This is a genomic window from Simplicispira suum (assembly GCF_003008595.1).
Lineage (GTDB): Bacteria > Pseudomonadota > Gammaproteobacteria > Burkholderiales > Burkholderiaceae_C > Simplicispira > Simplicispira suum.
Genome location: NZ_CP027669.1, coordinates 2,557,101 through 2,580,763, shown reverse-complemented (window position 1 = coordinate 2,580,763; position 23,663 = coordinate 2,557,101). Strand labels below are relative to the sequence as shown.

Annotated in this window: 18 protein-coding genes and 1 tRNA gene; 8 read left to right on the top strand and 11 right to left on the bottom strand. The window is 62.1% G+C overall.

The window, feature by feature from the left end; genetic code table 11:
- Positions 1-18 precede the first annotated feature (18 nt).
- A complete protein-coding gene (locus C6571_RS11955; protein ID WP_106446875.1) occupies positions 19-657 on the bottom strand; it encodes a LysE family transporter in 639 nt (212 codons plus the stop codon).
- Positions 658-785: 128 nt separating this feature from the next.
- On the opposite strand from C6571_RS11955, the gene kefC reads away from it, so the two are divergent.
- Positions 786-2,690, top strand: coding sequence for a glutathione-regulated potassium-efflux system protein KefC (kefC, locus tag C6571_RS11950; RefSeq protein WP_106446874.1), 1,905 nt, complete (start codon positions 786-788; stop codon positions 2,688-2,690).
- A gap of 90 nt (positions 2,691-2,780) precedes the next feature.
- Here the strand turns inward: kefC and C6571_RS11945 are convergent, their stop codons facing one another.
- The 3 genes from C6571_RS11945 to C6571_RS11935 are packed head-to-tail and all read right to left on the bottom strand — an operon-like array spanning position 2,781 to position 5,735.
- Positions 2,781-3,926 (bottom strand): NADPH:quinone oxidoreductase family protein, encoded by a 1,146-nt coding sequence (locus C6571_RS11945; RefSeq protein WP_106446873.1) that lies wholly within the window; start codon positions 3,924-3,926, stop codon positions 2,781-2,783.
- A gap of 33 nt (positions 3,927-3,959) precedes the next feature.
- The gene (locus tag C6571_RS11940; RefSeq protein ID WP_106446872.1) at positions 3,960-4,958 is read right to left on the bottom strand and encodes a Bug family tripartite tricarboxylate transporter substrate binding protein; all 999 of its coding nucleotides are present in this window, start codon (positions 4,956-4,958) and stop codon (positions 3,960-3,962) included.
- Between the two features lie 12 nt (positions 4,959-4,970).
- Positions 4,971-5,735: a cupin domain-containing protein gene (locus C6571_RS11935; protein ID WP_106446871.1), complete on the bottom strand. Its 765-nt coding sequence runs from the start codon at positions 5,733-5,735 to the stop codon at positions 4,971-4,973.
- 197 nt (positions 5,736-5,932) lie between these two features.
- Here C6571_RS11935 and C6571_RS11930 point away from each other — a divergent pair, with 197 nt between their 5' ends.
- On the top strand, positions 5,933-6,367 hold the full coding sequence (locus tag C6571_RS11930; protein WP_106448211.1) for a DUF1841 family protein: 435 nt from the start codon (positions 5,933-5,935) through the stop codon (positions 6,365-6,367).
- A gap of 125 nt (positions 6,368-6,492) precedes the next feature.
- On the opposite strand, the gene C6571_RS11925 is transcribed toward C6571_RS11930, so the two are convergent.
- Positions 6,493-7,161, bottom strand: coding sequence for a c-type cytochrome (locus C6571_RS11925; RefSeq protein ID WP_106446870.1), 669 nt, complete (start codon positions 7,159-7,161; stop codon positions 6,493-6,495).
- A 103-nt stretch (positions 7,162-7,264) separates the two neighbouring features.
- On the opposite strand from C6571_RS11925, the gene C6571_RS11920 reads away from it, so the two are divergent.
- The 5 genes from C6571_RS11920 to C6571_RS11900 are packed head-to-tail and all read left to right on the top strand — an operon-like array spanning position 7,265 to position 15,976.
- Positions 7,265-8,119, top strand: a complete 855-nt coding sequence (locus tag C6571_RS11920; protein WP_106448210.1) for an AAA family ATPase — start codon at positions 7,265-7,267, stop codon at positions 8,117-8,119.
- Positions 8,120-8,135: 16 nt separating this feature from the next.
- Positions 8,136-8,738 carry a GNAT family N-acetyltransferase gene (locus C6571_RS11915; RefSeq protein ID WP_106446869.1) on the top strand — a complete coding sequence of 201 codons (603 nt, stop codon included), beginning with the start codon at positions 8,136-8,138 and terminating at the stop codon, positions 8,736-8,738.
- Between the two features lie 26 nt (positions 8,739-8,764).
- On the top strand, positions 8,765-9,952 hold the full coding sequence (locus tag C6571_RS11910; protein WP_106446868.1) for a vWA domain-containing protein: 1,188 nt from the start codon (positions 8,765-8,767) through the stop codon (positions 9,950-9,952).
- Positions 9,953-9,956: 4 nt separating this feature from the next.
- Positions 9,957-11,834, top strand: a complete 1,878-nt coding sequence (locus C6571_RS11905) for an autotransporter assembly complex protein TamA (RefSeq protein ID WP_106446867.1) — start codon at positions 9,957-9,959, stop codon at positions 11,832-11,834.
- Positions 11,835-11,836: 2 nt separating this feature from the next.
- Positions 11,837-15,976, top strand: a complete 4,140-nt coding sequence (locus C6571_RS11900; RefSeq protein WP_106446866.1) for a translocation/assembly module TamB domain-containing protein — start codon at positions 11,837-11,839, stop codon at positions 15,974-15,976.
- 42 nt (positions 15,977-16,018) lie between these two features.
- Here C6571_RS11900 and C6571_RS11895 read toward each other — a convergent pair whose 3' ends face one another.
- From C6571_RS11895 to C6571_RS11875, 5 genes are all read right to left on the bottom strand, one after another.
- Positions 16,019-16,306: a DUF1330 domain-containing protein gene (locus C6571_RS11895; RefSeq protein WP_106446865.1), complete on the bottom strand. Its 288-nt coding sequence runs from the start codon at positions 16,304-16,306 to the stop codon at positions 16,019-16,021.
- 97 nt (positions 16,307-16,403) lie between these two features.
- A complete protein-coding gene (locus tag C6571_RS11890; RefSeq protein ID WP_106446864.1) occupies positions 16,404-17,102 on the bottom strand; it encodes an ABC transporter ATP-binding protein in 699 nt (232 codons plus the stop codon).
- A complete protein-coding gene (locus C6571_RS11885) occupies positions 17,099-18,934 on the bottom strand; it encodes a branched-chain amino acid ABC transporter ATP-binding protein/permease (RefSeq protein WP_106446863.1) in 1,836 nt (611 codons plus the stop codon). The genes C6571_RS11890 and C6571_RS11885 overlap by 4 nt, the downstream gene beginning before the upstream one ends.
- Before the next feature lie 15 nt (positions 18,935-18,949).
- A complete protein-coding gene (locus C6571_RS11880; RefSeq protein WP_106446862.1) occupies positions 18,950-19,825 on the bottom strand; it encodes a branched-chain amino acid ABC transporter permease in 876 nt (291 codons plus the stop codon).
- 168 nt (positions 19,826-19,993) lie between these two features.
- The gene (locus tag C6571_RS11875) at positions 19,994-21,346 is read right to left on the bottom strand and encodes a substrate-binding protein (RefSeq protein ID WP_106446861.1); all 1,353 of its coding nucleotides are present in this window, start codon (positions 21,344-21,346) and stop codon (positions 19,994-19,996) included.
- Between the two features lie 474 nt (positions 21,347-21,820).
- On the opposite strand from C6571_RS11875, the gene C6571_RS11870 reads away from it, so the two are divergent.
- A tRNA-Arg gene (locus C6571_RS11870) sits at positions 21,821-21,895 on the top strand.
- Between the two features lie 49 nt (positions 21,896-21,944).
- On the opposite strand, the gene C6571_RS11865 is transcribed toward C6571_RS11870, so the two are convergent.
- Positions 21,945-23,549, bottom strand: coding sequence for a DUF342 domain-containing protein (locus C6571_RS11865; RefSeq protein WP_106446860.1), 1,605 nt, complete (start codon positions 23,547-23,549; stop codon positions 21,945-21,947).
- Between the last annotated feature and the right edge of the window lie 114 nt (positions 23,550-23,663).

The following is a 23,663-nucleotide window of genomic DNA, read 5'->3' as shown; positions in this document are numbered from 1 at the left end:
CAATAGCAATCTGATCCGTCAGGTGGGCTGTGCACCACGGCGAACAAAAAACAGGCCCGCGCCCACCGCCATCAACACCCCGCCGAATACACGGTTCTGGTTGCGCTGCGCGCGCGGGCTTTGCATCAGGCGGCGCAGGCTGCTGGCGCCCAGGGCGTAACCGTGCATCACGGTCAGGTCAATGACCACAGAGGTTGCCGCCATCACCAGCAGTTGCAGCCACAGCGGCCGCGCATCGGTCAGGAACTGGGGCAGCACAGCCACCATGAAGACAATGCCCTTGGGGTTGGTGGCATTGGTCAGAAAACCGGTGGCAAAACGGCGCTGCCAGCGGCCTGCCGGCTCCACGGTGGTGCCCACCAGCGAAGCACTGGCGCCCGAGCGCCACTGGCTCCAGCCCACGTAGATCAGATAGCAGGCTCCAGCCACCTTGACCACGCCAAACGCCAGCTCCGAGGCCAGCAGGAGCGAGCCCACGCCCGCCCCCGCCACCAGCAGCAACAGCACCAGGCCCAGCTGCAGGCCGAAGATGGTGGCGGTGGTTTTGCGCACCCCGTAGGACAGGCCATGGCTCATGGACAGCACGGCGCCGGAGCCCGGCGAAAGGGCGATGAGGCAGGTCGCAGCAACAAAAGCAAGCCAGGTAGACAGATCCATGGTGGGAATCGGAAAAATGAAGTGACAGCGGGGAAACGGGCTGGCATCTTAGAACGTGGCGGGCCCGCGCGCATCGCCGAAGTGCAAGAATCTGCGCTCTTGCCTCCCCCTCCGCCTTTCCCTCGCCCATGTCCCACGCCCCTGCTTGGCTCAGCTACTCCTTTCTCTACCTGGCGGCAGCCGTGCTCACTGTGCCGGTGGCGCGCGCCTTGGGACTGGGCGCCATCATTGGCTATCTGGCGGCTGGCATTGCCATCGGGCCCTGGGGCTTTGGCTGGGTGAGCAATGTGCAGGACATCCTGCATTTCGCCGAATTTGGCGTGGTCCTGATGCTGTTTCTGGTGGGTCTGGAACTGCAACCCACCCGCTTGTGGAGCCTGCGCCGGCCGATTTTTGGCCTGGGAAGCGCCCAGGTCTTGGGCTGCGCCCTGCTGCTGTGCGCAGCCGCCTTGCTGGCGGGGTTTTCGTGGCGGGTGGCGTTGGTGGGCAGCCTGGGGCTGGCGCTGTCGTCCACCGCCATCGCGCTGCAGTCTTTGGGCGAGCGCAACCAGCTGCGCACCAGCAGCGGCGAATCGGCCTTTTCCATTTTGCTGTTCCAGGACATCGCCGCCATCCCCATGCTGGCACTGGTGGCCCTGCTGGGTACGCAAAGCGTGCAAGGCCAGCACACGCCCGCCAGCGTGGCGCTGGAGGTTTTCAAGATCGTCGGCGTGATTGCCGCCATCGTGCTCGGCGGGCGCTTGCTGCTGCGCCCGCTCTTGCGCTGGATTGCGCGCAGCCGCACGCCAGAAATATTCACGGCAGCCGCGCTGCTGCTGGTCGTGGGGATTGCCTACCTGATGGTGCTGGTCGGCCTGTCGATGGCGCTGGGCGCATTTCTGGCCGGTGTGCTGCTGGCCGAAAGCGAATTCCGGCGCGAGCTGGAGACCGACATCGAGCCCTTCAAAGGCCTGCTGCTGGGCCTGTTCTTCATCGCCGTGGGCATGAGCATCGACTTTGGCGCCATGCTGCGCGCGCCGCTCTTGGTGGCTTTGCTGCTCATCGGCTTTGTGGCGATCAAGAGCGTGGTGATTTACGCGCTGGCGCGGGCCGTGAAGATCCCGTACCAGGAGCGGCCGGTATTCACGCTGCTGCTGGCGCAAGGCGGAGAATTCGCCTTCGTCGTCTTCCAGGCCGCTGCCGGTGCCGGCGCCTTGCCGGGCGAGATGGCGTCGCTGCTGATTGGCGCGGTGGCACTGTCGATGCTGTGCACGCCGCTCTTGCTGGTGCTGCTCGACCGTCTGGTGCTGCCGCGCTACGCCACCACGTTGCGTGCGCCGCCCGAGGGCGAAATCTCCGAGCCGCAGACGGCGCCGGTGCTCATCGCCGGATTCGGACGCTACGGGCAGATCGTGGCGCGCGTGCTGCTGGCCCAGGGCATTCCGGCCACGGTGCTGGACCACAGCGTAGACATCCTGGAAGTCGCGCGCACCTTTGGCTACCGCGTGTTCTATGGCGACGCCACGCGACTGGACCTGCTGCGCATGGCAGGCGCGGCGCAGGCGCGCGTGCTGGTGCTGGCAGTGGACGCACCGGGGCCATCGCTCAAGATCGCGGCGCTGGCACGCGAACACTTCCCGCACCTGAAAATCGTGGCGCGCGCCCGGGACCTCACGCACTGGAACGATCTGCGCGACCTGGGCGTCACCCAGGTGCAACGCGAGCTGTTCGAGTCCAGCCTGCTGAGCGCGCGCAGCGTGCTGGAACACATGGGCCTGGAAGAGAACGAGACCGACGCACTGCTGGCGCGCTTTCGCGAGCACAACATCGCGCTGGCCGACCGCATGTATCCGCACCACAAGGACCAGGCCCGCATGATCGCCGTGGCCCGCGAAGGCCGCGGCCAGCTGGCTGAACAACTGGCCAAGGAACGGGAAGAGCGCAGCCTGCGCAGCGCGGCAGGCATGGGCTACCCCGGCTACGGGGAGAACGAGCAAGCCCTTGCAGCAGACGCCGCGCACGAACCCGAAAATACCAGAAAAATCAGGCCCTAGCGCTTTGTCCGATTGCGTACAATGCTATATTTTTAATAGCATTTCATGACCTGAAAAAACGCAGTGCAGTCCTGCGGCTGTGCACGGCGCTCAAGGCTTCGCCTTCCCATCGTCCCAGGGGTGCAGCACGCAGGTGCCCGGTACCTGTGAATGCCAGGTGGCGCGCATGGCGTCACGAAAATTCGCCAAGGGATAGGTGTTTGCAATTCGGGGACGAATGCGACCTGTGGCAGCCCACTGCATCAGTTGTTCAAGGCGTGGCGGGCGCAAGGCAGGGTTGTTTTCCGTCGAAATCACCGTCGGACAGCCCAACACGTCCAGGCCCTTCATCATCATCAGATTGGTCGGCAACTGGTTGGCGCGCGGCGCACCGCGCTGGCCACGGCCGTGGGCCACATCGGGGGTGGAAGTCCACGCGACGATAAGAAAGCGCGCACCAAAGCGCACGCAGCGCATGCTTTCGAGTGAGGTATCACCCCCCACGCCGTCATAGACAACGTGCACGCCCTTGCCGCCGCTCAGCGCCTTGACTTCGTCGCGAAAGCGCCGCACGCCGGTCTCGCCCGCTGGCGCGGTGGTATTGAGGACATGGTCGGCACCCTGGGCCTTGACGACGGCGAGCTTTTCATCGGAGCGCCCGGTGGCAATCACCGTAGCGCCCAGAATTTTCGCCACCTGTACCGCAGCCAGGCCAATGGAGCCCGACGCGCCATGGATCAATACCGTCTCGCCCGCCTGCAGCTTCGCGCGCTGCACCAGGGCGTAGTAGGCAGTTTCGAAATTTCCGAGCAAACAGCAGGCCTCGTCAAACGACAGACCTTCGGGAATGCGATGCAGAGCGGTTTCCGGCAGCACGGCGTACGGTGCGTAGCCGCCTTGAGCCTGGTAGTCGCCACCCGAGCGGGCACCGGCCTGCATGCCGTCCACCAGCACCGCGTCGCCCAAGGAAACGCGCGCAACCGCGCTGCCCATGGCCACCACCCGGCCGCTGTATTCCAGCCCCGGCGTGTACGGCGGGCTGGGCATTTTCTGGTACTGGCCGCTCGCCATCAGCAAGTCCACCCGGTTCACCGACGCACTCTGGATACGCAAAATGATTTCGTGGGGTTTGAGCGCTGCCGGATCGGGCGCCCGCACCGACACGATGCGCATGTTCTGCTCGACTGCTTCCAGCGGGTTTTCACCGAAAGCATCAACAAAAACCTGCTGACCGTCAGGGAGATGGATGGAGTTCATACAGATTTTCTTCGAACGGGACAGACCAAAAACTTACTGCGGCTGGATCCCGGCCGCCTTGATTTTGGTTCTCCAGCTCTCGATCGAAGCCTTGGTATAGGCGCCGAGTTCTTCCGGCGAGGAGTTCTTGAGGTCGCTCGACAAATTCTTGATCCGCTCGGCAAACTCTGGCGACGAGGTGGTCTGATGGATCGCCGTCTTGAGCGTGGCAATGATTTCTGCCGGGGTGCCTGCAGGCGCGTAGACCGCCAACCAGGACACCAGGTCCAGCCCCTCCACGCCCGTGGCCTCAAACAGCGTAGGCACATCGGGAGCCAGCGGGCTGCGCGCCGCCGAGGTAATGGCCAGCGGGCGCAATTGTCCGGCGGGGCCCATGAAGGCCTGTGCGGCAGCGGTATCGATGAACATGAACGCCAAGCGCCCTCCGATCACGTCGGCCGCAGCCGCTGGCGTGCCCTTGTAGGGCACCGCAATGGCGTTCACCCCCACCGCCTTCATCACCGCTGCGCCGGAGACTTGTCCCGTGCTGTTCCCGTAGCCATAGGCCGCTTCAGCCGGATTGGCCTTGAGCCAGGCCACGAGTTCCTTGACGTTCTTGACCGGCATGTCTTTGCGCACCAGAAGCAAAAACGGCGTCTCGCTGATCAGCGTGATGGGGGCAAAGTCCTTGATGGGGTCGTAAGGGAGGGACTTGAACAGCGAGGGGTTGGCCGCCTGTGTGGTGTTGGTGGTGAAGAAAATGCTGTAGCCATCGGGCTTGGCCTTGGCTGCGGCAGAGGCTGCGATCTGGCCGGATGCTCCGGGCAGGTTGTCCACCACCACAGGGGTTTTGAGACTCTCTTGCAGGCCCGCCGAGATCACCCGTGCAATGAGGTCGGTGCCGCTGCCGGCGGTGAAGGGCACGATGAGCTTGATCGGCTTGGTGGGATAGTCGGCGGCCTGTGCGACCGAAAAACCCATGGCAGCGATGGAAATGCCGGCCAGAACAAAGTTTCTGCGGGCGGTGCGAACCGTTGAAGCAAATGAAGTCATGATTTTTCCTTGTTAATGGAATGAAAATGCGTGGATGACAAAAGCCTCGGCTCCATTTGCTGATGAAACCGAATATTCATGGGGGGCGCCGTCTGGAAAGAATATCCAATCGCCCTCCCGAGCCTGAAATTCATCTCCCGCAATAGATCCCGCCAGAGAACCTTTGCGAAGAAAAATGACCTGCTCCATTTTTTCGAGCGTATGGCTCGATACCCTTGCCCCGCTGTCAAAGCGGGCGTCGAAGATAGCCATGTGCCTGGCTGTGCCTTCAGGCAAGTCCAAGGCATAGGAAAAATGGACACCGTCGGAATGCTTGGGTGCGAATGGCTTGCTGGCGTTTCGCAAGGCGTCGTCTCGTACGCCCAGTCCCGCTTCGTCAAGCGCAGCAGGCGCGTCTTCGCAGTTGACCGCAGCCCTGGGGTTCTCCGCATAAGGTGGTGCATAGACCACGAGCACCTTGACAGGGATCTCGCTGGTCACGGTGAAACGATGGGGCGCACCTTCGGGCGTCAACATCCAACGGCCGGGCCTGGCCATCTCTTCTACGCCATTGAATTCGGCCAGCCCCTCTCCTTGCAGCAGGTACGAGGCCTGCTCCAGGTTCGGGTGCAGATGCCGAAGTGCGCCATGGCCTTTCTCAATGGTGCCTATCAGCACTTCGACATATTTGGCCCCCACCGTCTCCCGGCTTATCACACGCTGGTTGCTGGTACCTGTATGGTTGGCTGGAGAATAAGGATTGGCGTCTTCTGACGATATAACGTAGCGAGATTTCATCGGACTTTATTGGGTATTCCACTTCAGTTATTGGACTTGCGCACGCTCAGGTGCAACCGCCCTGCAGCAATTCATCCTAGGCCGTCACTCACCCTACGCCTAATGATCTTTCAGCATCGCAGGACATGAACGGCATTCATGATTCAGCGGAAATCATGGCTGCTGCGCGGCCGTTCCGCCTGCGGGACAATGCAGGCATGTTCAACCCGACCCAAGCCGACGTGCGCCGCTTTCTGTGCGGCGTACATGCCAAGACCGCTGCGCAGGCGCCGATGGAAGCCATCGAAACCCTGGCCAGCCTGTGGATTGCCGAGCACCCCGAGTACCACGCCGATCTGCAGGACGCCGACGCCGCCGTGGCGCGCAATTACGACGACACGCCGGAGCGCAGCAATCCGTTCTTGCATCTCTCGATGCACTTGTCGGTCAGCGAGCAATGCAGCATCGACCAGCCGCGCGGTATCCGCCAGGCAGTGGAACTGCTGGCGCACCGCCTCGATTCGCTGCACGACGCCCACCATGTGGCCATGGAGTGCCTGGGCGAGATGCTGTGGGAGAGCCAGCGCTCGGGAAAGCCACCCGACGGCGAGGCGTACGTGGAGCGGGTGCAGCGGCGCGCTACGCGCAATTAATGCTCCAATATTTATAGCTGCAAACGCTTGCCAATAAAGCCCTACAGGCGAATTTTTCTCAAATATCGGTCACAAAAAAACCCGCCTGGCGGCGGGTTTCTAAGCAGACCGCATTGCGCCTTGAATCAGCGAAAATGCGATTGCGGCACAGTCTTCAAACCACCATCGAGCGAGCCAATGTAGTCCGCAATCGCCTTGAGTTCCTTGTTGCTGAACTGCGCGGCCATGCCGGCCATGATGGAGTTGTCGCGGCGCACGAACAAGTTCGTACTGTCTTTGTAGGCCTTGAGCGCAACATACAAATAGTCGGGGTGCTGGCCTCCCAATTGGGGATACGCAGGGGAAATCGCCTTGGAAAAATTGTCGCCATGGCAGGAAACACAGGCACCCTTTGCGAGCAGACCCGCTACCAAGGTACTGGGCTCTTTGGACACTTTGGCAGGAGCTGCTGTATCGGCGCTTACGCCAAGCTGCGCGTAATAGGCGGCCACATCGGCGATGTCTTGGTCGGAAAGCGACTCGGCAACGCCGCGCATGCTCGGGTGGCGTCGCTCGCCCTTGGCGTACTCATGCAAGGCCGCAGCGAGATAGGCTTCGTTCTGGCCAGCAATCTTGGGCACCCGGTACACCTCAGGAAAGGCAGTCTTGTAATCGACGATGCCGTGGCAACCAATGCACATCGCGATCTTGCCTTCGGCCGCCTTTACGTCGCCCTTCAGTTCTTCGGCCTGAGCAACCGCCGCCGTCCCCAGAGCGACAGCCAGGGCCAATATCGTCGTTAACGTCTTGTTCATTTTGCGCGCACAATCGTATGAAGTTCCGCCCCCAGGGCCCAATTTAACGGGCAATTATAGCCAGCGCTGTCAAGCCCGATAGTCAACTCATTTGCACATGTCCATGAAATTTCAAGGTTCCCAAAACTACGTCGCCACCCAGGATCTGATGCTTGCCGTGAACGCGGCCGCCACGCTGCAGCGCCCCTTGCTGGTCAAGGGCGAGCCCGGCACCGGAAAAACCATGCTGGCCGAAGAAGTGGCTCAGGCTCTGGGCATGCCACTTTTGCAGTGGCACATCAAGTCCACCACCAAAGCCCAGCAGGGTCTGTACGAATACGACGCCGTGAGCCGGCTACGCGACAGCCAGCTCGGTGGTGCCGAAAACGGCGACAAAGTGAAGGACATCCGCAACTACATCGTTCAGGGCGTGCTGTGGCAGGCATTCACCGCCGACGAGCCCGTGGCGCTGCTGATTGACGAAATCGACAAAGCGGACATCGAGTTCCCGAACGACCTGCTGCGCGAGATCGACCGCATGGAGTTCTATTGCTACGAAACGCGCGAACTCATCAAGGCCAAACACCGTCCGCTGGTCTTCATCACTTCGAACAACGAGAAAGAGCTGCCCGACGCGTTCCTGCGTCGCTGCTTCTTCCACTACATCAAATTCCCTGAAGCCGACACCATGCGCCAGATCGTGGCGGTGCACTTCCCCACGCTCAAGAGCGAGCTGTTGACGGCGGCGATGAAGACGTTCTACGACGTGCGCAACCTGCCGGGCTTGAAGAAAAAACCTTCGACCAGCGAGCTGCTCGACTGGCTCAAGCTGCTGGTAGCAGAAGATATTCCGCTTTCTGCTTTGCAAAGCGCGGACAACAAGGTGGCGGTGCCGCCGCTGGTGGGCGCGCTACTGAAGAACGAGCAGGACGTGAGCCTTTTTGAGAAACTGGTCTTCATGAACCAGCGGAACCGTTGATTCCCGGAGTCTGGCCATGAGTTTCGTTCAACCGCTGGTGATGTGCCAAAACGGCGTGCGCCTGGAGCCCCTGGCCCAGGAGCACGAAGAGGGCCTGCGCGCAGCTGCCGCCGACGGGCAATTGTGGAAGCTGCGCATCACCTCGGTGCCCGAGCCGCAAGACACCCGTGCCTACATCGAAAACGCGCTGCAGATGCGCGCAGACGGCAACCGTTTTGCGTTCGCCGTATGCGACGACGCATCGGGCGAGGTCCTGGGCAGCACCAGCTACCACGACATCCTGCCGGCAGTAAAACGGCTGGAAATTGGCTGGACCTGGTACCGCAAGAGTGTGCAGCGCAGCCATGTCAACACCACCTGCAAGCTGCTGATGATGGGCAACGCGTTCGACCAACTCGGTTGCAAGGTCGTGGGCTGGCGCACCGACAACTTCAACTTTGCCAGCCAACGCGCCATCGAGCGCCTGGGTGCCCGGAAAGACGGCGTCATCCGCGGCCACGCACTGCGCCGCGACGGGACCATCCGCGACACCGTGATGTACAGCATGCGCGCCGGCGAATGGCCCGAGGCACGGGCGCAATTGCTATCTCTTTTAGAGCTGCATGCGCAATCTGCATAAGCGCTAGCGGCTGAAAATACTTAAAAATGCTCATTGACTTCTTCTACACGCTGCGCTCCGCCAAGTTGCCGGTCTCGGTCAAGGAATACCTGAGCCTGCTCGAAGCGCTGGAAGCCGGCGTGGTCGGGCCGAAGTCGGAAGGCGCCTGGAGCCTGGACGACTTCTACTTCCTCTCGCGCCTGGTGCTGGTCAAGGACGAAAAGCACTACGACAAGTTCGACCGCGCCTTTGCCGCCTACTTCAAGGGCGTGGAAATGGTGGCCGATTTCACCAAGGAAGTGCCCGCCGACTGGCTGCGCAAGATCCTGGAGAACGAACTCACGCCCGAGCAAAAAGCCGCCATCGAGAAGATGGGCTGGGATGAGCTCATGGAGACGCTGAAAAAGCGCCTCGAAGAGCAAAAGGAGCGCCACGAAGGCGGCAGCAAATGGATTGGCACCGGCGGCACCAGCCCCTTTGGCCACGGTGGCTACAACCCGCAGGGCATCCGCATCGGCGGCGCTGGCAAGAACAAGAGCGCGGTGAAAGTGTGGGAGCAGCGCGCCTACCGCGACTACGACGATCAGCAGGAACTGGGCACGCGCAACATCAAGGTGGCGCTGCGGCGGCTGCGCAAGTTCGCCCGCGAGGGGCATGAGCTGGAACTCGACCTGCCCGACACCATCCGCAGCACGGCGGCCAACGCCGGGTACCTGGACATCAAGATGGTGCCCGAGCGGCACAACAACGTGAAGGTACTGCTGCTGATGGACGTGGGCGGCACCATGGACGAACACATCCAACGGGTGGAAGAACTGTTCAGCGCCGTCAAGACCGAATTCAAGCACCTGGAGTTCTATTACTTCCACAACTGCGTCTACGACTTCATGTGGAAGAACAACCGCCGCCGCTTTGCCGAAAAATTCCCGACCTGGGACATCATTCGCAAGTACAACAAGGACTACAAGTTGATCTTTGTCGGCGACGCCACGATGAGCCCGTACGAAATCCTGCAGCCCGGCGGCAGCGTGGAATACAACAACGAGGAAGCGGGCGCCGAGTGGATCCAGCGGCTCACGCACGCCTTTCCCAAGTTTGCCTGGATCAACCCAGAACCCCAGGGCGTGTGGCAATACCGGCAGAGCATCAGCATCATTCAGCAGCTCACCAGCAACCGCATGTTCCCTTTGTCACTCAAAGGCCTCGAAGAGACCATGCGGCTGCTGTCAAAATAGCCGCATGCCCCATTCTTGCGCGGCCAGCGCCAGGCGGCTGGCATGGCTCTTCTCGCTAGTGTTTGCCTGCACCCTCTCCGGCTGCGGCCTGCTTTCGCCCAAAAAGGACGAATCCCCCGCCAATGCCGCTCTGAGCAACGGCGCAGTGGCCTTTACCTTGCAGGTGCGCGCACCCGAGGATGTGCGCGACTACCTGGAGAAACACCTCGAACTGCAGCGCTTCCGCGCATTCTCCGACCTGCAGGAACGCGAGCTTTCGCGCCTGCTGGGCGCGGCCGACGCCAACGCGCGCGAGTTGCTCGCTACGCTGGGCTACTTCAGCCCGGACATCCAGATCGATCTGACCGAGACGCCCGACGCCGCCAGAGCCCCGCGCGCCGTGGTGGTCACCATCGACCCAGGAGAGCGCACCCATGTCGAGAGCCTGGATCTGGAATTCCATGGCGACATCGAGCAAGGCCATGCCGGCCAGACCACCACGCGCCAGGAAGCCCGCGCGCGCGCAGCGTGGACGCTGTCACCGGGTCAGCCCTTCACCCAGGAAGCGTGGGACGACGCCAAGAAAGGCGCCCTGCGCGCACTGCAAAAGCAGCGTTACCCCACGGCCAGCATTTCCAACAGCCGCGCTGAAATCGACGCCGACACGCACCAGGCCGCGCTTTCAGCCACCTTCGATTCGGGGCCGGCCTACCGGTTCGGGCCGCTGCACCTGAAAGGCATGGAGCGCTACGACGCCGAAGGCATCAAGCACATCGCGCGCCTGCCCACCGGGGGCGAGTACGACGAAGGCGAATTGCTCGACGCGCAGCAGCGCCTGGCCAGCAGTGGCTACTTCGACGCGGTGTTCCTCACGCTGGCGCCGGATGCCGAACCTGCGGACGCCGCGCCCATCACCGCACAGGTGCGCGAAGCTCCGCTGCAAAAGGCTGTTTTCGGTATCGGCGTTTCTACCGACAGCGGCCTGCGCCTGTCGCTGGACCACACCCACAACCGCCTTCCCTGGCTCGGCTGGCGGGCGCTGTCCAAGCTCTCATTCGACAACAAGGCCAAGCGCATCGGCACCGAGTGGACGGCGCTGCCGGGCGCCAATGGCTGGCGCTGGGTGGCCGGCGCGCAACTGCAGCGCGAAACCACGGGCGACTATGAGGTCAACGGCACGCGGCTGCGCTTTGGCCGCAGCCAGAGCACCGACCACATCGACCGCAACTACGCCCTCCAGTACGACAGTGCGGTCAGCCAGGGGGCGATGGCGCCACCCGACAGCACGGCGCTGAGTGTGAATACCGGTTGGACAGGCCGCTATTTCGACAACGACACTGCGCCGACCAGCGGCTGGGGCGTGGCAACCGAGCTGGGCGTGGGCATGACGCTGCGCCCTGAGCGCGACCCCTTTGTGCGCGCGCTTGCCCGCTGGCTCTATTTCAGGCCGCTGGGCAAAGTCACAGCGCCCGATGGCAGCAGCCGCCGCGCGCGGGTGGCGCTGCGCAGCGAACTCGGTGCAGTATTGGCCAGGGCCGGTGCGCAGATTCCCGTGACGCAGCTCTTTCTCACCGGTGGTGACACGACGGTACGCGGCTACAGCCTGCGCTCGATTGGCGCGCGCACCGAAAACAAGCAACTCTACGGTGGGCGCTACCTTGCCGTGGCCAGCGCCGAATGGCAGCTCCCGCTCGTCTTTGGCGGCACGGTGAGCGACTTTGAAAGCGCCGTGTTCGTCGACGTAGGCGCTGTCGCGGACCGCGTGGCCGACCTGCACGCACGCGTCGGCGTGGGTGCAGGCCTGCGCTGGCGCAGCCCGGTCGGCCCTCTGCAGGCCGACCTGGCCTATGGCGTGCAGGCCAGGCAGCTGCGTCTGCATCTGCGGCTGGGCTTTACGTTCTGACCATGGCGACGCGCCCCCAGACGCCACCAGACGCCGGCCCCCAGGTCTTTGCGGCGGGCGCCACGCGAGCCCCCGGTCCGGATGCGTTTGCTGCGGGCTCGGGCCACCGACCCAAACCGCCCTTGAAGCGCAAGCGCTGGTTGCGCCGCTTCGCGCTGGCGTTTTCTGCCTTGCTGGCGCTGCTGGTGCTGGCAGCGCTGCTGGTCTGGGAAATGCTCGGACGTGACGATTCCCTCGCCTACGTGCTGCAGCGCGCGTCGCAGAGCTTGCCCACCGGCCAGCAATTGCAAACCGAGGGCGTGCGTGGCTCCTTGCGGCGCGGTGGCCATATCGACCGCCTGCACTGGCAGAGCGACACCCTGAGCGTGCAAGTGCAAGACATTGACATTGGCTGGAGCCTCTCGCCCCTGCTGCACAACACCCTGCGCCTGGGCAAGCTCGAAGCTGCACGTGTCGTCGTTACGCCCCTGCCGCAGCCCAAGGCCGATAAGACACCGCCCACGCCGCTGCAGCAACTGCAATTGCCGCTGCGCGTTGACATCCCTTTTGCCGTGCACGAACTGGTCTGGGCTGCGGACCAGCCCTTGGCAGCCAAAGCGCTCACTGGCCGCTATCACTATGACGGCGCCACGCATCGCCTGGAAGTTGCCGGCGTGGATTTGCCGCAGGGACACATCAGCGCCGATATCCGCGTAGCCGGCAATGCCCCGATGGCGCTGGACGCCCAATTGCAGGCGCAGTTGCAGACGCCGCTTCCCCACGAGGAAGCAGAGCCTGAGCGAACGCTTGGGGCCCAGATAGAAGCCCAGGCCAAAGGCACCTTGGCCGGCCAAGACGCGCGCATCAAACTGACGGCCAAGCTGCGCGCAGCGCCGCAGCAGTCGCCCGCCGGTCCGGAGGCTGCCCCCATGCAGGCTGACGCCAGCGCCAGCATTGCGCCCTGGGCGAACCAAGCCTTGCTCGCCGCACAGGCCGATCTGCAAGGCGTTAACCTGGCAGCTCTCTCACCGCAAGCCCCTGCCACCCTGCTGAGCGGCCACGTCGCGGCCGGGCCGACGCCGGGCGGCTGGGACGTTCGAGCGGACCTGAGCAACGCTCGCCCGGCCCCTTGGAACAAAAAGGGACTGCCGGTGGGTGCCGTCTCGGCGCATGCGCACTTTGACGGAACGCAGTGGAGCACTGAGGACGCCCGCATTGGCATTGGCAAAGGGACGCTGAGCTTGCAAGGCAGCTTCACACCCGACTCCCAAGCCATCGCGCTCAACGCGCAGGTCGAACGCATTGACCCATCGCTGGTGCACACGGCGCTCGCTGCGGCTCCGCTGAGCGGGCGCGCTACGGCAGAGGGAAGCGCGCAAGACCTCCGGTTCGAAATGCAATTGGCGGCCAGCAGCGCGCGCAGCACACGCCAGAGTGCGCCGGCAACCCTGCGCCTCGACCGCGTGGCAGCGCGTGGCACCTGGAAGAACGGCGTACTCCGCCTGCCGCAAGCCGACATTGAAGCCCTGCAAGCGCAAATCAAGGCAAGCGATGTGCAGGTCGTCACACGACCCGCTTTGGCCATCAGCGGAAAAGTGCAAGCCACGCTACCTGGCACGAGCGCGTACGTGGACGGCAAGCTTGCCGCGCGCCTTGGCGCCGGCACGCTTGCCGTCCAGGCGACTTCTGCGCAGCAGACGCTGACGTGGCTGCGCACCCTGCCCGGCCTTACCAGACTTGCACCGGGGTTTGCAGCGCACGGCAGTGCATCCGTCAATGCACAGTGGCGCGGGGGCTGGGAAAGCTTTTTGGCCTTGCCCAGGACGAGATCAGTTTCCGACGGCAAAGGCACCCATGCCCCGCAATTGCAGGCCACGCTCGATGCGCCGAAGCTGCAGCTTGATCTGCCCAAGGCAGAAGGCGCCACCCCCACCCAAATCGAACTGCGCGGCGTTCGCCTGCGCGCCACCGGAAGCACCGAGCGCGCCGAAATTTCGGTGCAAGGCGAACTGCGCCGTGACAAGCAAAGCGCCACTGTGCGGAGCACCGCGATCGCCCGCCTGGTTCAAGCCACCGAAAAAGGCAGCATCGCCACAAATGCACAGGTGCAAAGCCTGAACCTGACGCTGCAGGACGGAATGCACAAGGGCCACTGGGCCCTGCAGACAGGCACGCCCTTTGTCATCGAGGCGCGCCGCAGCGCTGAGGGCGCACTCACGGCCAAGGTCGGCGCGGGCAGTGCCGCACTCACGGCGCCCGTACCAGGGAACGTCGCCCTGCGCTGGGAGCCGCTCAACTTCACACGATCGGCAAGCGGCGCCGTGGCCTTGCAGACGCGCGGCGCCATCACCGGCATTCCGCTGGCCTGGGCCGACCTGGTCAACGCGCAGGAGCCGCCGCTGCTGAAGAAATTCGGGCTCGACACCGACCTTGTCTTCGGCGGTCAGTGGGTCGTAGACGCAGGTGACCAGCTCAGCGCCAGCGTACGCCTGCAGCGCAGCAGCGGCGATGTGCGCATCGCCATGGAAGATGCGCCATCTGCCACCAGCGTGCAAAGCAAGGGCGACGGCGCCAAGGTCGCCGCAACTCTGCGCGAGCGCAGCAACACCATCGCAGCGGGACTGCGCAACATTGCCCTCACCCTTGATGCAGAGGGCGACACACTGCGCGCCGGCTTCACCTGGGACAGCGCCCAAGCGGGCGAGGTGCGCGCCGAGGCTTCCACGCGCCTGCAGCGCCAGGGCGGCGGCTGGGTGTGGTCAGACAGCGCGGCGCTTGCCGGCAAGGTGCGCGCACGACTGCCCCAAGTAGGTGTGTGGTCGGTATTGGCGCCGCCCGGCTGGCGCGTCAGCGGCACGCTGGAGGCGGACGCGACGCTGTCTGGTACGCGCGGCAACCCACAGTGGAGCGGGCAGTTGAGCGCCGACAAGCTCACCGTGCGCTCGCTGCTCGATGGCGTCGACTTGCAGGACGGCAAGCTGCGCGCCACGCTGGCGGGCGACCGCGTGAACATCACCGAGTTCAGCCTGAAAGGCGGCCGTGGCAGCAATGCGCGCATCGTGGGATTTAGCGGCAATCGCACGGCGCCACCCGTGGACGGTGGCAGCCTGGAGGGCAGCGGCAGCGTGCAATGGGGGCCAGGCAGCGGCAGCGGTGGCGCGCCAGACCTGCGCATGGACTTCAAGGCCCGCGCCGACCATTTTCAGGTGCTGGTGCGCGCCGACCGCCAGGCCAGCGTCTCGGGGACGCTGGAGGCCACGCTGCGCGAGCGCCAGTTCAAGCTGCGCGGAGATTTGCGCATCGACCGCGCCAGCATTTTGTTGCCTGACGCCAGCGCGCCCAGCCTGGGCTCCGATGTGGTGGTGCGCTCCAAGGTGCGCGACGAGGCAGCGCAGAAGAACGCACAGCTAGCGGCCAGCGCCGCGCAGCGCGCAGAAACCGTGCTGCCACCCGATGTGGCCATCTCCCTGGATCTGGGGAACGACTTCGCCTTTCAGGGCCAGGGCATCACCACGCGTCTGGAAGGCAAGCTGGACATCCGCAGCAGCGCTGTAGCCAACGCGCCGCCGCGCGTGTTCGGCGAGGTCCGCACGGTGGCGGGGCGCTACCGTGCCTGGGGCCAGATGCTCGACGTCGAGACCGGCTTGGTGCGCTTCAGCGGCCCGTACAACAACCCCTCGCTCGACATCCTGGCGCTGCGCCCCAACATCGAAGTACGCGCCGGCGTGCAGGTCACAGGCAGCGCGCTCGACCCCCGGGTACGCCTGTATTCCGAGCCCGATTTGCCTGACGCAGAAAAGCTCTCCTGGGTGGTGCTGGGCCGCAGCGCGGCCTCCGGCGGCGCCGAAGCGGCCGTGCTGCAGCAGGCCGCGCTGGCTGTGCTGGGTGGCAAGGGCGGTGGCACAGGCTCCCGGATCGCAAGCCGCCTGGGCTTGGACGAAATCGGTTTCAAAGGCCCTGGCGCAGGCGAGAACGCCAACGGAGCTGCCCTCACTTTCGGCAAGCGCGTGTCGAAAAATATGTACCTGACATATGAGCGCAGCCTCTCGGGCACGCTGGGAACGCTCTACATTTTCTACGACCTCTCGCGGCACCTGCGCTTGCGTGCGCAAACCGGCACCAGCACTGGGCTGGACCTCATCTACACCGTTCGCTACGAGTAAAGAGGCTTGCTGATTTTCGGCTGTCAGAATCAGAACAAGAGATCAAATCTCATAGGAAATCAGTCTCACATCGGCCGCCTGGGTACGGATCGGGAGGAGGGCCTGGTACGCGGGAGACGCGAACCAAGCTTGGGCAGCCGCAGCACTGGGAAAACGAATCACGACGATCTCAGAATGCGGGCACTCACCTGCAAACGCCGCCACCTGCTTGCCACGAAAGACCAGTTGACCGTCCCATGACTCCAGGGTCTGGGGTACCTTGCTGCGGTACTGTTCCCACATGTGTGCATTCTTGACGGTGAGGTGACCCACCACATACGCTTCGGGCATGGATGACTCCAAAGAGGGGACGCAAGTTTGTGAAGGAAACTGGTGGAAGGGGCGCGGCACCTATCAAAGATGCCACGGCCCTCAAAGAGACCCTCGCCTACACGCCCAAATAGCGCTGCACGACTTCTGGCTGGCTCTTGAGCTCCTTCGCCGTGCTCTCGTGAGCAATGTGCCCGTTGCTCAGGATGTAGACGCGGTTGGCCAAGGCCAGCGTGGCAGCCAGGTTCTGTTCGATCAGGAAAATGGTCTGGCCCGCCTGCGCCAACTCCCGGCATATGCGCATGAGGTCTTGCACAATCACCGGTGCCAGGCCCTCGAACGGCTCGTCAAGCAAGATGATCTTCGGGTCGCGCACCAGTGCCCGTGCAATCGCCAGCATTTGCTGTTCGCCGCCTGAGAGATCCGTTCCACGGCTGAGGCACCGCTCCTTGAGCCGCGGGAACATTTCGTAAATGCGCTCAATCGGCCATTTGTTCTGCGCCGTCAAGCCAGCGAGAACGATGTTCTCTTCCACCGTGAGGCTACCGAAAATGCGGCGCTCTTCATGCACGAGCTGCATCCCCAGTTGGGCAATGGAATGCGCTTTTTTGCCAGCCAGCTCGACGCCATCCATCTTGACGCTTCCAGTGCGAGGCTTGACCACGCCCATCAGGCTCTTGAAGGTGGTGGATTTGCCGGCCCCATTGCGGCCCAAAAGGGCCACCACCTCGTTCTTTTCCACATGCAGAGAAACATCGAACAGGATATGGCTGTCGCCGTAATAGCTGTTGAGACCATTGACTTCCAGCAGGCTCATACCATCTCCTCGTGAACACCACCCAGATAGGCTTCCTGGACCAGGGGGTTGTTCTTGATTTCCTCAGGCGTACCCTCGACCAGCACTCGCCCCTCCTGCAGCACAGTGACCTTGCCCGCCAGTTCAAACAGCGAATCCATGTCGTGGTCGATGACGATCAGTGTGCGGCCCTCCGCAATCGCCTTGAGGAGCGCCACCGTTTCGACACGCTCCTGGGTGCTCATTCCGGCCAGGGGCTCGTCGAGCAGCAGCAGACTGGGCGAAGTGGCCAGCGCCAGTCCAATCTCCAGACGCCTCTTTTCACCATAGGCCAGTTCGGACACTGCTGCATCCAGACGATCAGACAGGTGAACCAACTCTGCCGTGCCCTCGACTTGGGCATCCAGCTTGCGCACCTTGTGCAGCGCTCTGAACATGTCCAGCCTGAATTTCCCACGCACCACGCCCAGCACGGCGATTTCCAGGTTCTGGCGTACCGTCAGCTTCTCGAACAGTTGATTGATCTGATAGCTCTTGGTCAAACCCATCTGGCAAGCGTCAATCACACCCATTTTGGTGATATCGCGGCCATCGAAGACGATTTTTCCGGAGGTCGGCTCGACCTCGCAGGTGAGCATTTTGAAGAAGGTGCTCTTTCCAGCGCCGTTGGGGCCGATGATGCCGCGTATCTCGCCATGGTCGACGCTGAAGTCGATGTCGCTGTTGGCAGCCAAACCGCCATAGTGTTTGGTCAGACCGGTAGCCGCGAGCAGCACGCCCTCCTTGCTCTTGGTGGCCTTGTGTCCCAGCTTTGCGCGGTTGGCAGCCAAGGGCTTGCGTGCGGCGACCGCAGCAACAGATTGCGGCTGCGCCGTCTGCTTGCCTTGGCGCACCCGGCGATAAATGTCAGAAATTGCGCCTACCAGACCATGCCGCAGGAAGACCACCAGCAACACGAACACAATGCCAAGAATCAGTCGCCAGGTAGCGCCGAGATTGAGCACGGTCTGGAAAAAATCACTCAGGTAGAGCCACACCGCAGCACCCAGCAAGGGTCCGAACAAGGTCCCTGCGCCGCCAATGGCCGTCTGCATGACGATCTCACCCGACGTGGCGAACATGAAGGCGTCGGGTGGCATGAACCCTTGCATCAAGCCGAGCAAGCCACCGGCAAAGCCCGCGTACATGGCGGCCACCACAAACACTGCCAACTTGTAACGCTGGATGTTGTGGCCCAGCGCCTGGGCACGCAGCGGATTTTCCCGAATGGCACGCAGCACCAGACCAAAGGGCGAGCGCACGAGGCGCAGCGCAATCACCAGCCCGACGAAATACCAGAACGCAAGGAACGCGTACATGGACAAGTTGTCGCTGAACTCGATGATGGTGAAACCCAGATTCAGAATAGGCGTAGGTACGCCGGGCAAACCATTTTCTCCACCAGTAAAGTCCGACAGTGGATTGAATTCAACAAAAAAGAATACCTCGGCAATCGCCACGGTGATCATGGCGAAATAGATACCGGTGCGCCGCAGAGCAATCAGACCGATGAAAAACCCGATCACGCCCGCCGCTACTGTGCCGATCAGCAAAGCGCCAATACTGCTTTGCATTGAGGTTTGCGTCAGCAGATAGGCGGCGAACATGCCACCACTGCCGAAGAAAGCCGACTGCCCAAAAGACAGCAGCCCGGTATAGCCGAAGAGCAGGTCAAAGCCTATACCCACCAATCCCCATACGAGGATGCGGTTGATGGTGGTCGGCGTAAAACCCAGGTGCGGCAGCACAAATGGTGCGGCGATGAGGCCCAGAATTGTCAGGGCCTCGACCAAGAAAGGAATTTGTCTACGCATTACTCAAGATCCTGTTTATTCGCGGCCTACAGCGCCAAGCAATCCGCGCGGACGGAACACCAGCACCAGCGTCATCACGACGAAAAGCATCACATAGGAGTAAGCGGGATTGACCATCGAGGTCAGACTGATGAGTTCGCCTGCAATCAAGCCCCCAAGCACCGCCCCAGGGAACGACCCCACGCCTCCAATGACGACCACCACAAAGGTCTGCACCAGAATGGCCTCCCCCACGTCCGGGGCAATGGACACTACCGGCGCGTTGACGATGCCCGCAAAGCCCGCCGCCATGGCGCCAATGCCAAACACCACCATAAATATCTTGTAGACGTTGATCCCCAGCGAATCGACCATCACCGAGTCTTCGATACCTGCGCGCACAATCATGCCGAGACGGGTTCGGTACAGCAGAAGGTAGAGCGCTAGCAGCGCCACGCTAATGATGCCCAGCAAGGCCAGGCGATAGGTGGGATACACCATAAAGCCCAGGTCGGTGATCCCGACCAAAGGTGCCGGCGGCGGCACCGATTTGGACAGACTGCCAAAACCAAAGCGAACCAGCTCAACAAACACAATACCCAGGCCGAACGTGACAAGCAGCTGGTCTTCGTGGGGTCGGTTATAGAAGTGGCGAATAATGAGCCGCTCCATCACGATGCCAACCAGCGCGACGAACAGCGAACCGGCTATCACGGCAACGACGAATGAGCCGGTGTAGGTGAACGCCACCCAGCCCGCATACCCCCCCAGCATGAACATCGCGCCATGCGCAAGATTGAGCACGCCCAGCGTGCCATAGATGATCGTCAAGCCGGAGGAGATCAGCGCCAGCAGCGCCCCCAACACCAGCCCGTTGAACAACTGCGAGATGAAATTAGCCCAATTAATCACGCTGATCTGCCCTCATCGCAAATGGATTCAAAAATTGAGACAACTACAGCCACCCACCGCTAGACCGAACAAGATGTAAGCTCCTGCCAAGACCTTGTTCAAGAGAGGCAAAACACGACGCTGGCGCCCCACCGCAGCGAGACTGCAGGGGGCAAACCAACGACCCGATCAGGTGTAGTCGCCCAGCTTGCAGCCGAAGGCGTTCGCGGGCTGGATGACCTTGGCGCCATCCACGACTTCGACAACTTCCCAGAAGTCCTCCGGATTTTTCATGTCCTTCTTGGCCTTGCCACGAACGATGACCACGGGGTGCAGGTACTGGTGGTCCTCCGCCCGGTAGGCAAAATCGCCCAGCAACGAAGGAATGACTTCACCCTTTTCCCACTGCTTGATGACGTCGGGCGGATAGAAGCTGCCTGCCTCGGTCACCATGCGCGCCCAGTGGGCGAAGCTGACATAGGCGTTTTCTGCGCCCCATTCCGGGCGATAGCCATATTTCTTCTGGAAGGCTTCAACAAACATCTTGGCGAGAGGATATTTGTCTTCCAGCGTCCACCAGAAATCGGTAGCGGCAAATACCCCTTCACTAATCTCCACACCCGCTTCTTTTGCAAAGAAAGGAATTTGGTACGGAAGAACCAAAGTCATCTTGGGCAACAGGCCAAATTGCTTGGCTTGCTGGCTCGACAACACAGCATCCCTACCCCAATTGACATTCACCAGGAATTCGGCGCCCGAATTGGCGATATTGGTGAGATATTGGCTGAAATCCTGCGTACCTAGCGGGGACACCTGATTTGTCACCACAGTCCATCCGGCCTCCTTGGTCAGATAATCCGCTACAGATTGGGTCGTGGTGTGACCATAGGTATAATCCGGCGTCATGAACGCAGCCTTGCGATTCTTGCCGAAATTCTTCACCAACACCGGACCAATGGCATTGGCTGCCATTTCTCCGAAAAATCCCTGCCGGAAGCCGTAACGGACACAATCCTTGCCAGTGGTGTCGTTGGAGCCGGAAATTCCAGGCATGTAGAGGATTTTTTCGCGCTGGGCAAACTTGTTCAACGCCACAGCCACCGCCGACGAGGTGGATCCGGTCATCAACACGACCTTGTTCTTGTTGATGAAGGTCTGCTGCGACTGCAGCGCCTGATTGGGCTTGGCGCCCGAATCCGCAAACACCAGCGCCACTTTTTTGCCCAACACACCGTTGTTCACCTTGGGCGCAAGCTTCTTCATCAGCGCGTGGTTGGTATTCATGTGCTCAACCGCCAGCTCCCAGCCCTTGAGCTCGTCCGCACCCTGAACGGCGTAGGTGCCAGTCAGAGGAACCGCCGCACCCAGATACACGGTATCGCCCTTGGACCCTTCAGGCCAGGTACCCATGGCTGGCTGATCGGCCGCGTAAGCCCATTGCAATCCGCCAAAAGTTGTCAGCAAGGTACCTGCACTGAGCTGCAGCGCATTGCGACGAGAAATTCCTGGAATTTCACCGTTTTGGAGTTTGGAATCCGACATATCTCTCCTCGTTGAATTCAGCCGGGACAGAATCCAGGCCTCGCCCGATAAGTTACAAAGAAATGCGACTATGAGAGTTCGTCGTCCACCGGGCAATGCCGACACCGATCAAAATCGCAATTAACCCTTGCATTAAAATATAAAGAAAGGGCGTTTCCCATGCGAAACAGTATGCAATTTAGCACTGCAGTCGGTACCCCGAAAGACTCGAAAACCCTGAATGAAATGTCTGTCATTTGTCAGGCATATGTAAGAGAAATGGAAGTGAGATAACCTGAACGGCATCTCGTCGTCGCGCGATAACCCGATGGATTTTGCCGCCAGCAGGGCACTTCATTCGCCTGCTTGGGCCTTTCATTCTCGCGCTCGCAGTACGCTGGCGGCCTGTGGTCCAGTCAACTCGCATGACCGCGTCGGATGGCCCGCGAGACGCCGCTGCCTGCGCCTCAGCCCCACTTACAATCTCCAGCAAGACTCCCCGTAGTTCAATGGATAGAACGAGTGCCTCCTAAGCGCTAGATACAGGTTCGATTCCTGTCGGGGGGACCAAAGAATCGAGGCGCCGCACCAATAGATGTGGGGCGACAACAGCGTTTCGCTACGGCAGTACTGGCACCGCATAGCCGCTGCCATCGGTATAGACAAGCACGCCTTCCGCATCAAGTCGGAAGTTGCCTGCACGGAATTCGCGGCGTAACGGCATGTTCACCTTACCAAAGGCCAAGTCTGCCGCGCCCACCACTCCCACGCCCACTTCGACCGTGGCGCTGCGCGACAAGGCCAGTTGTTGCTCGACCTCGTCGCGCTGCAACTGGGTCTGGGCATGGGTGCTGCAGGCATGGTCCAGCGAAGCCTGAGCCCGACCGAGCATGCTGCGGGGATCCCCGCTTGCGGTCAGCTGGGCGATCAGCTTGCGCAAGCTCTCTTGCGCCACCCGCTCCTGCTCCAGGCGCGCCAGCAAGTCGCGGTAGCGCGCTTCGAGCACTGGGTTGGCGCCCAGCACCAGATGCGTGACGCCACTGGTGGGAGACCCCAACAAGGGCGTCTTGATGAGCATCATGGCCGTGGCGCGCCCGCCTATGAGCCGCCCGCGACGCGGCGATCCGGTACCGATGAGAATCTGGTTCAGAGACTGCAGCTCGCATTCCATGGCCATGTCATGGATTGCGATCACGGTTCCGGCATGGAGCAGCGATGCCTCGGCAAAACGCGCGGCAATAGACCCCTGCGCGTGCAGCCTGGCATGTGCGATGACTCCACCCGCCACATTGATGTCGCCTCCCGCTTGCAGCAGACCGCCATCCACCAAGCCGCCGACAACGATGTCGCCGCCGGCTTCGACCTTCATCTCCTGGGCAATGTCGCCTTCGACATGGACCGTCCCCTCATAGTAGATATTGCCGGTAGCCATGCTGACTTCGGCCAATCGCAGCACAGGTTCCACCATGACGCCGCCGTGCACGCGCACCGGTTGGCCAGTCAGGCAGGCCTGCAGCAGATTGGGGTCGTCGTCTGACACCTTGGCACCCGCCAGTTGGGGCGCAAAAGGCTCATCGAGACCTGGTTTGGCCGCGAGAACATCACCGCGCACGGTAAAACCCGCAGTCCCCGGCGTGGCCGGTTTTCGGCGCATCAGCAAAGCACCGGTATGCACCATGACGAAGCCATCGTGTTCGCGGTAGTCGATCAGCCCATTTTCATCCAGCTTGGGGGTTCGGTCAGGCGTTGCGGGAATCAGCTCTTCAAACTCGGCGTCGTGGCCGTCTTCAGGCAGTGCTCCACGCGCCACGACCAATCCCTCGCAGGTCCCGGCTGCGACGGCTTGCCCAACAGCGGTTTCGTCGATACCGGCGACGACGCCGGCCAGCGTCAAGGCATTGATCACGTCTTCAGAGTTCGCCGGCCGACCGCCCTGTGCAGGATGGATCGTCAATGCCGCCGACATGGCATCAAGCGCCACCTGAATGCCAATGGCGGCGTCACTGCGCTGCGCAACCAACAGAACAAAGCGGGACGACGCCACAGCGCTGTCTTTTGCGACGCGCTCCAGCGCATCATGATGGAGCTGGTATCCGCCGAAACCTTCCAGCACCAGCCAATCGTGCAGCGCGATCGCATCGACGCACTCGCGCCGATCCACCGGCTCCACGCTCAGAAATACCTTGCCGTCGGTTTCGCTAAGGGCCATCCCCGCAAAAGCCATATTCCATCGCCTCCAGGAAGGTTTGCTGTCTGGTCTGCGCCATCCAGCGCTGGGCGGTCAATGCTGCGCTGCTACAACGCTTATAGCTTACGTAGCATATGCAACCAATAGACG